Origin of the sequence: Brevinema andersonii (assembly GCF_900112165.1) — a bacterium.
In the GTDB taxonomy this organism is placed as follows: Bacteria; Spirochaetota; Brevinematia; order Brevinematales; family Brevinemataceae; genus Brevinema; species Brevinema andersonii.
Genome location: NZ_FOKY01000029.1, coordinates 1 through 7,991, shown reverse-complemented (window position 1 = coordinate 7,991; position 7,991 = coordinate 1). Strand labels below are relative to the sequence as shown.

8 protein-coding genes and 1 rRNA gene are annotated in these 7,991 nt (G+C 41.4%); 2 read left to right on the top strand and 7 right to left on the bottom strand.

Annotated features, from left to right (window positions below; translation table 11 throughout):
* Window positions 1-151: 151 nt before the first annotated feature.
* The 3 genes from BM018_RS07350 to BM018_RS07340 all read right to left on the bottom strand — a co-directional run bounded on the left by BM018_RS07350 (window position 152) and on the right by BM018_RS07340 (window position 3,936).
* Window positions 152-1,679, bottom strand: a 16S ribosomal RNA gene (locus BM018_RS07350).
* A 363-nt stretch (window positions 1,680-2,042) separates the two neighbouring features.
* Window positions 2,043-3,500, bottom strand: a complete 1,458-nt coding sequence (locus tag BM018_RS07345; RefSeq protein ID WP_092320144.1) for a histidine--tRNA ligase — start codon at window positions 3,498-3,500, stop codon at window positions 2,043-2,045.
* On the bottom strand, window positions 3,490-3,936 hold the full coding sequence (locus tag BM018_RS07340) for an NfeD family protein (RefSeq protein WP_092320142.1): 447 nt from the start codon (window positions 3,934-3,936) through the stop codon (window positions 3,490-3,492). The genes BM018_RS07345 and BM018_RS07340 overlap by 11 nt, the downstream gene beginning before the upstream one ends.
* Before the next feature lie 126 nt (window positions 3,937-4,062).
* On the opposite strand from BM018_RS07340, the gene BM018_RS07335 reads away from it, so the two are divergent.
* Both BM018_RS07335 and BM018_RS07330 read left to right on the top strand, forming a co-directional pair.
* Window positions 4,063-4,425, top strand: a complete 363-nt coding sequence (locus BM018_RS07335; protein WP_092320140.1) for a hypothetical protein — start codon at window positions 4,063-4,065, stop codon at window positions 4,423-4,425.
* 81 nt (window positions 4,426-4,506) lie between these two features.
* Complete coding sequence (locus tag BM018_RS07330; RefSeq protein ID WP_092320138.1) at window positions 4,507-5,142, top strand: CHAP domain-containing protein; 636 nt, start codon at window positions 4,507-4,509, stop codon at window positions 5,140-5,142.
* On the opposite strand, the gene truB is transcribed toward BM018_RS07330, so the two are convergent.
* The 4 genes from truB to BM018_RS07310 form a co-directional block, all read right to left on the bottom strand.
* Window positions 5,137-6,000 carry a tRNA pseudouridine(55) synthase TruB gene (gene truB, locus BM018_RS07325; RefSeq protein ID WP_092320136.1) on the bottom strand — a complete coding sequence of 288 codons (864 nt, stop codon included), beginning with the start codon at window positions 5,998-6,000 and terminating at the stop codon, window positions 5,137-5,139. The genes BM018_RS07330 and truB overlap by 6 nt on opposite strands.
* A gap of 97 nt (window positions 6,001-6,097) precedes the next feature.
* Window positions 6,098-6,472: a hypothetical protein gene (locus BM018_RS07320; RefSeq protein ID WP_092320134.1), complete on the bottom strand. Its 375-nt coding sequence runs from the start codon at window positions 6,470-6,472 to the stop codon at window positions 6,098-6,100.
* A gap of 85 nt (window positions 6,473-6,557) precedes the next feature.
* On the bottom strand, window positions 6,558-6,929 hold the full coding sequence (locus tag BM018_RS07315) for a hypothetical protein (protein ID WP_092320132.1): 372 nt from the start codon (window positions 6,927-6,929) through the stop codon (window positions 6,558-6,560).
* A 14-nt stretch (window positions 6,930-6,943) separates the two neighbouring features.
* The gene (locus BM018_RS07310; RefSeq protein WP_092320130.1) at window positions 6,944-7,750 is read right to left on the bottom strand and encodes a hypothetical protein; all 807 of its coding nucleotides are present in this window, start codon (window positions 7,748-7,750) and stop codon (window positions 6,944-6,946) included.
* Window positions 7,751-7,991 lie beyond the last annotated feature (241 nt).

The window sequence follows — 7,991 nt, the reverse complement described above, 5'->3', positions numbered from 1 at the left end:
ATACAAAGAAAAAGAGGAGAACGATATAGAAGTAGAGCAAGAAAATTCGAGACAAGGGTAGAATCTCTCCAAGACAGAGCTTGGCCGGGATATTTTTTATACTTTGCTTCCCGAAACAAAGTTTGTCGTTATTGCTTATGCAATTTCTCCTTAAGGAGGTGATCCTGCCGCACCTTCCGGTACGGCAACCTTGTTACGACTTCACCCCCCTCGCCAGCCTCTCCCTAACGAGCCCCCTCCTTACGGTTGGGGTAACCCGCTTCAGGACAAACCAACTCGGGTGGTGTGACGGGCGGTGTGTACAAGGCCCGAGAACGTATTCACCGCGGTATTGCTGACCCGCGATTACTAGCGATTCCGGCTTCATGCACTCGAGTTTCAGAGTGCAATCCGTATTGAGGTACGGTTTGGAGGTTTAGCTCCGCCTCGCGACTTCGCTTCCCGCTGTCCGCACCATTGTAGCATGTGTGAAGCCCAAGACATAAGGGCCATGATGACTTGACGTCGTCCCCTCCTTCCCCCGACTTGTCGCCGGCAGTCTTTCCAGAGTCCTCTAACTTAATAGTAGCAACTGAAAACAAGGGTTGCGCTCGTTGCGGGACTTAACCCAACATCTCACGACACGAGCTGACGACAGCCATGCAGCACCTGTATACTGGCCCGAAGGCTGCCATGTTTCCACAACATTCCAGTATATGTCAAGCCTTGGTAAGGTTCTTCGCTTAGCATCGAATTAATCCACGTGCTCCACCGCTTGTGCGGGCCCCCGTCAATTTCTTTGAGTTTCAGCCTTGCGGCCGTACTCCTCAGGCGGTACACTTAACGCGTTTGCTGCAGAACCACGCTCTCGCGCAACTCTAAGTGTACATCGTTTACAGTGTGGACTACTAGGGTATCTAATCCTATTTGATCCCCACACTTTCGCGCCTCAGCGTCAATCTTAGCATAGGTAGCTGCCTTCGCCTTTGGTGTTCCTTCCCATATCTATGCATTCCACCGCTACACAGGAAATTCCACTACCTTCCCCTAGATTCTAGTCTATCGGTTCCGAGCGCGTTCCCGAAGTTGAGCCCCGGTCTTTCACACTCGGCCTAATAAACCGCCTACACGCCCTTTACGCCCAGTAATTCCGAGCAACGCTCGCCCCTTACGTATTACCGCGGCTGCTGGCACGTAATTAGCCGGGGCTTATTCCTAAAGTACCGTCATCATGCAGGCATTTCCTCCCACACTTATTCTTCCTTTAGAAAAGAAGTTTACAACACGAATGCCTTCTTCCTTCACGCAGCGTCGCTCCGTCAGGGTTTCCCCCATTGCGGAATATTCTTGGCTGCTGCCTCCCGTAGGAGTAGGGACCGTGTCTCAGTTCCCTTGTGGCCGGCCACTCTCTCAAGCCGGCTACCCGTCTTAGCCTTGGTCAGCCTTTACCTAACCAACTAGCTGATGGGACGCAGGCTCATCCACAGGTAAGGCAAACGCCCCTTTGATCTCTCGATATCATCCGGTATTACCCAAAATTTCTCTTGGCTATCCCAGTCCTATGGGCAGATTCCTACGCGTTACTCACCCGTCCGCCACTCGCCGGCAATAGAGCAAGCTCTATCCCGCTGCCGTTCGACTTGCATGCCTAAAACACGCTGCCAGCGTTCGCTCTGAGCCAGAATCAAACCCTCCATTATTAATTATACATATCATTCAACATATATACTTGTGTCCCACTTCTTTGATCTTCACTCTATATCGTTCACCTCAGTTCTTTGCCTTACGTTTATTAAAAATAATCACAGGAGCTTATTATAAATAATTACCTAAGCTTTGTCAAGATTTTTTAATATTTTTAACATAATTAGTGTGTAATATTCAACTAAAGATTCCACAAGAATATAGATACGAATCTATAGATAAAATGAAAAAGCTCAATTTATGACGAACATCATTCAGGGTATTATAAATCATTGTAAAATTTTTGTCAAGCTTTTTTTAAAAATAAATATTTTTTACATACAAATATATTAAATTGAAAAAACTATTTTTCTATATAATTAAAACAATTCAAAAGTTGTTAAATCAAATTCTATTTCAGTTCCTGAAATCATATTTTTTCGTTTAATAACACCATGCTTCAGTTCTCTGTCTCCACAAATCCAAACATAATCAGCCTTAGCTTTATTTGCATACTGTAACTGTTTGCTTAATGATACCGATGGATCCGGATAAATTTCTACGATAAAATGACGCGACTGCACTTCAGATAGAAATTTATCGGTATTTTTTTCGATTTCCTGATACTTTTCCCTATCAAAATAAGCATTTTTTTGTAAATGATCTAATACACGACCAAGCATTTCATTCTGAGGAACAGAACGCATAAGCTCAACACATTCCCAGAAAATCTCCTGAACAGATTTCAAATGATCAGCTATTCGATGAAAAAAAGCAACCGGAACCTCTGCATCTGTCACAATAACATGCCTTTCTACCAGCAGATCATCATCATTGAGCAGGTTATGACTGCGCAAGAATGCTTCAAAAGTGACGTCACCCAGTGCAAAACCAACACCAGAAACATTATTTTTATGAAAAAGCTCGACTAAATTATCATAACGGCCACCTCCAAACAGAGCACGCGGATTTTCAGAATTTTTATCAAAGGCCTCAAATACAAGCCCGGTATAGTATGCCAACCCGCGAACGACACTAAAATTGAAAACAAGAGGATTTCGATCACCAAACACATCATGGCCAAGCTTAAAGATACCTTGCAACTCAAGCCCACCCGAAGACTCAGGAACAAATTTCAAACACTCTTCAAAAGAAAGAGTAAAAATATTAATAATTTTTTGTATTTGTTCTTGTGTCAACTGCTGTTCCAAAAGCAGTGTTTCAAAACTTTCTTGAGAAATTTTAGCTTTTTTGTCAATGATTTTAGCAATCTGCTCAACCTTGTCATCAGAAATACCTATATACAATACCAAAAGATCTCTCACAAAACCACGATGGTTTATATTGATGGCATACATGGATGTTGTTGCACCAAAATTAGTAAAAATAGCCTGTGCTACACGGAGCAATTCGAAGTCAGCAAAAGATCCTTGAGCCCCAATGAGGTCAACATTCACCTGCCAAAATTCTCGAAGCCGGCCTTTCTGTGGACGCTCATAGCGCATAAAATTTTCAACTGAGTACCAACGTTGCACCGAAGCTAATTCATTAATTCGGGCAGCAAACATCCGTGCAACAGTGGGTGTTAGTTCCGGACGAATCGCTACACGCCGGTCTCCTTTGTCTGTAAAAGCATATAGTTGTTTTTCGGCTATTTCTTCGCCGCTTTTCTCTGCGTAAATTACAAAATTCTCCAGCAGAGGTCCAGACATTTTTTCATAAGCGAAGTCAATTAAAACATCTTCGATCATCGAGAACATCATTTCACGGAACCTCATTTCTTGGGGGTAAAAATCGCGTGTACCAGGATAAGGATTCGAACTGATTCTATTTCTCATGATGAACCTCTTTTTGAGAAACAATCAATGTAATGCCTTGAATTTTCTTAACTGTAGCAAAACGCCCCGCCAAAATCACGGAATCATCTACTGATTTTGCAGGAAATTCGTCGGCACCAATTTTAACACGTCCGGTTAGCTTTTGATGATTGATATCCTCGATGACACGTACTTCCTGCCCTATCAATGCAGAAGCTCCAGTTTTAAGATCTTTATTGTTTAAAAGGCGCATCCAAAATGGGCGCATATAATAAGTTAGGATTGTGGATAAAATAACAAAAACAGTGCCTTGAACAAAAATTCCCTGGACGCCGAGCATATCCAGTATAGCAACACACACTGCTGATAATCCAGCAAAAACCAACACTGCCTCTGGAGTAAAAATTTCTGCAACAAAAAAAATCGCCGCCGCAATCCACCAAAAATATGCTAGCATATACACCCCTTATTAATATCTTATATCATAAAACATTTTCGATAAAATCTCAAATAAAAAATTGACGATTATAGTAAGATTCAATAATTTTGGTAAGGTAGAAATTTTACTCACGGGGAGGTTTTTATGATGATTATGACACTTTTTGTTATTCTTTTTACACAAAATACTTACGGAGTAGCACCAAAACCAAAAATTTATATTCCCGTGCAACATAATGTTTTAACTAATGCTGATGGGCAACCAATTTATCCAGACAACCAAATTCCGCAAGGCTCGCAGCCGGATATAAACCGATTTAACAAAAAAAACGACAGCAGCTTATCCAACCGCGATAACAAAATTCCACCAGTATTGATGCCACATCCTTACGACAACAAAACAAACTCTTATTGGCTCAACCCTGATTTTCAATTCGGGCCGGGCTCGGTGAATGATTTCGGAGGAAATCCGAACGCCGAAGAAATATTACAGCCTTTCGTTTTCTAAAGACCTTCAAGAAAAAAATAGCTCTTATGTGTTATGTTTTACGGGTATGAAAATCGATAAACAAATGGCAAAGGGGCTGTTATGACAAAAAAAATTATTTCTTTTTTAGTACTGTGGGGATGGACATTCAGCTTTAGTTTTGCAGGCGACAATGCAGAGTTTTACAACAAACTTCTGACACAAGCACCACATACTGTCGGTCTGACTAAATTCCCCCGCATCAATGACAAATTTTACCGCGGAGATTGTTCAGGTTTTATTGCTTTTTTGTTCCACTGGGCAGGGTTGGATTTCCTAAAGCTGTATGGCATAGGAAACAACGGCGTTGCAGCGATCTGGAATGGGCTCGAGCAGAGAAATTATATCATTCAAAGCACCGAACTGCAGCCAGGGGACATTGTTTTTTTTGATAATACCTATGATAAAAACCGTAATCTTCGTTGGGACGATAAACTGACTCATATAGGCGTGGTCGAATCGGTGGACGAGTTAGGTACAGCAACGTTTCTGCATTACGGCAGCAAAGGCGTCGTACGTGCGCGGATGAATTTGCAACAGCCGAAAATTCATAGTATCCGAGAAGATGGGAAAGTTTATGTTATGAATGATTATCTTCGCAGACGCTCACGAGGCGAAAAATCATCGCCGAAGCATCTTTCTGGAGCTCTTTACAAAGGAGCTGCACGGATTTATCTTCAGAAAAAGAAAATATCATAACCGATAGGCAAGATTTTTCTGATAAGAGATTTTTTGGCCATCTACAAAAACTAATGCAGCAATTTTATCTTTGAACATCAAAAGATTAAGTCCTTGTTCCCAACCAATATCCGGCAGCGGACGTCCTGTTTTCAAATAATCTAAAGAGCCTTCCCATTCTGCTGCCGGTATAAAATTCAACGCATGTTCAGGAGCCAGTATTTTTTCGTGCCAATTTTCGGCATCGGGCTGAATGCAGTCTTCCAAGCAGATCCCGCCGGCAGCAGTTCGCTCGAGGAAAGACAAATATGCTCCTGTTTCCAACATAGCTCCTAAATCACGCGCTAACGAACGAATATATGTCCCAGAAGAACACGTAATTTCAGCAGAAATAATTCCAAGATCGGCAGCATAGGTAACATTATTCCAAGCATAAACTTGTATTGTTCTGGGTTGGAGTACCACTTCCTGGCCAGCTCTCGCCAGAGCGTAAGCTCGTTGTCCGTTAACCTTCAAAGCAGAATATTGCGGAGGAATCTGACTGATTTCCCCTGTTAAACGGTCAATACTTGTCTGGATTTGCGCATCAGAAAAGGTTCGAAACTCAAACTTCCGAACTGTTTTTCCTTCTTTATCATCGGTATCAGTACATGCACCTAATTGAATAACCGCACGGTATGTTTTCGGGGAATGTAGCACCGCATCAAAAAATGCTGTTGCATCGCCAATCAACACAGGCAACACACCCGAAGCCATAGGATCCAATGTACCACCATGACCGATTTTTTTGATTCCTGTTTTCCTTTTTAGTATGCGCACTACATCAAATGATGTCATCCCCGAAGGCTTCCAAATGCCCAAAATACCATAATACTGCATAAAAATCCCCCAGCATGCTGGGGGATATTCCTTAGTGGAGCCCGCAAAAGCAGATCATCCCCCAGACCATTATAGGGGATTTTTGCGAAAAATTCAATTAGTTATTCTCGACCGTAAAGCTGCGCCAAGCTGCAGGTGAGTGTTGTTTTGTTTCTGGGTTGACATAGAAGACTTTTAAGAAATAATCGCCATTTTTCCACTTGACGATGGGCAAATAGATTTCGTAACCGCTTTCAGGTGTGAGCTTGCCTTTATGCACTATTTTTCCGCTATCACGGTGGGAAATTTCATAATGGACAACGCATTGGGCATAAATTTGTTCGGGATGGGGCTCGGCAAAAATAAACAAGTCACCGGAATAAACAATTTCATTTTCGCGCGGAAACGCAAGATTCGGAAACTCTGATGTTTGAGAATACACAAAACTGAAAATAGACCCTGCCCATAATATAAATATTACAAAATTTTTCATAACCACCCCACTGCCTTAAAGATAATAAAAAATTTCTCAAAAAACAAAAAAATCCCGGCCAAAAACCGGGATTTTAAATGCAATTTTAATAATATGTTCCACCATCAGGTCCAGGTTGTCCAGCAGGACCGCCAACCCAAATAGTCACATCTCCATCAAAATCTTTACCGTTGATGAAATACTCAGCTTTAACTTCATATTTTCCTGCAGGAAATCTCGAAACATCAACAGTAGTTGTATAGTTCCCTTGCGGCGTCAATTGACCACTCCATACCATCCTATCTCCACGATCACGCTCAATCCATACCCGCACCGGCGTCTGTACAAACGGCGGCTGTATCTGTATCGTCATCTTCCCGCTAACCGGCATCCCATTTTGCGGAGATATAAACCAGATGTCATCAGCCCACATAGGAACAAAACATAAAATACTGCAAAAAAGCAATAATTTCTTCATTACATACCTCTTTTTTATTCTTCAATGTCTTGCTCTATTACCTCATCTTCAGGTCTCTCATTCGCACGAGGCCAGCCATACTTTCCTCCACTATCGTTTCTATGCCATATCAGCTGATCACGTTCAACCTCCACTTCCATGAGCGGAGCAGGTTTACCGTCAGGCATAGCATCCGTATAAGTCCTTTTGTATAATGCAACCGTCGGGCTCTTTGCTGTCACAAATGTCCAATGCAGGTCTTTCACGCTCTTTTCATCCTTCGTAAAATTCTCAGGATAATAACTCCCATTGCTTTCCACGATCATTCTAATATAACTATACTTAACAGATTTATCAGCACCATACTGGGCCGGGGACCACACCGGGTACCACATAGGTATCGATAACAAATTGGTAACAAACACACGATCTATAGGCTCATAAGCAGACCGGAACAACTCTTTTACTGAGAAAGGCGAATCCTCAAGTATAATAGAATTACTTTGTATTAAAATCGTAAATTCATTCGTCAGCACACCATTTGTTATTAAAGTCGTACCATCTTCACCCAATAGACTAAGATACTCCTCATTCATATATACCGCCCTATTCGGCCCTTTGGAAGACACAAATTTCCAAATATTTGTATAATATTGAATATCTCCATTCGTATTGACAGGCAGCTTATAAAGCACATTGCTATCCATATCGAAATTCTTCTTCTCTGTCCAAATAGGCACAGCTTTTAACTGCTCAACAAAAACCACAGGTTTTTCAGTCTGTCCTATATTTGAACAAGACATCGCCAGTACAAAAAAAGGTAAAAAATATCTGCTCAGCATAATAAACTCCCCAAATTCAAACTCATATAGAATATAAATTTATAGACTATTCCGCTATTATACCTCCCCGCCCCACCGAATGTCAAGTATTTCTTAAGATATCTTTCTACATCAATTAATCAATGTAAAATTTATTCTTACAAAATAGCAACAATACTACACTTTATATAATACCAAAATATAATACAAAAGTCAACCTACCCAAAACCAAAGTTGTCTTTTCTATAAAAATATTATAAAA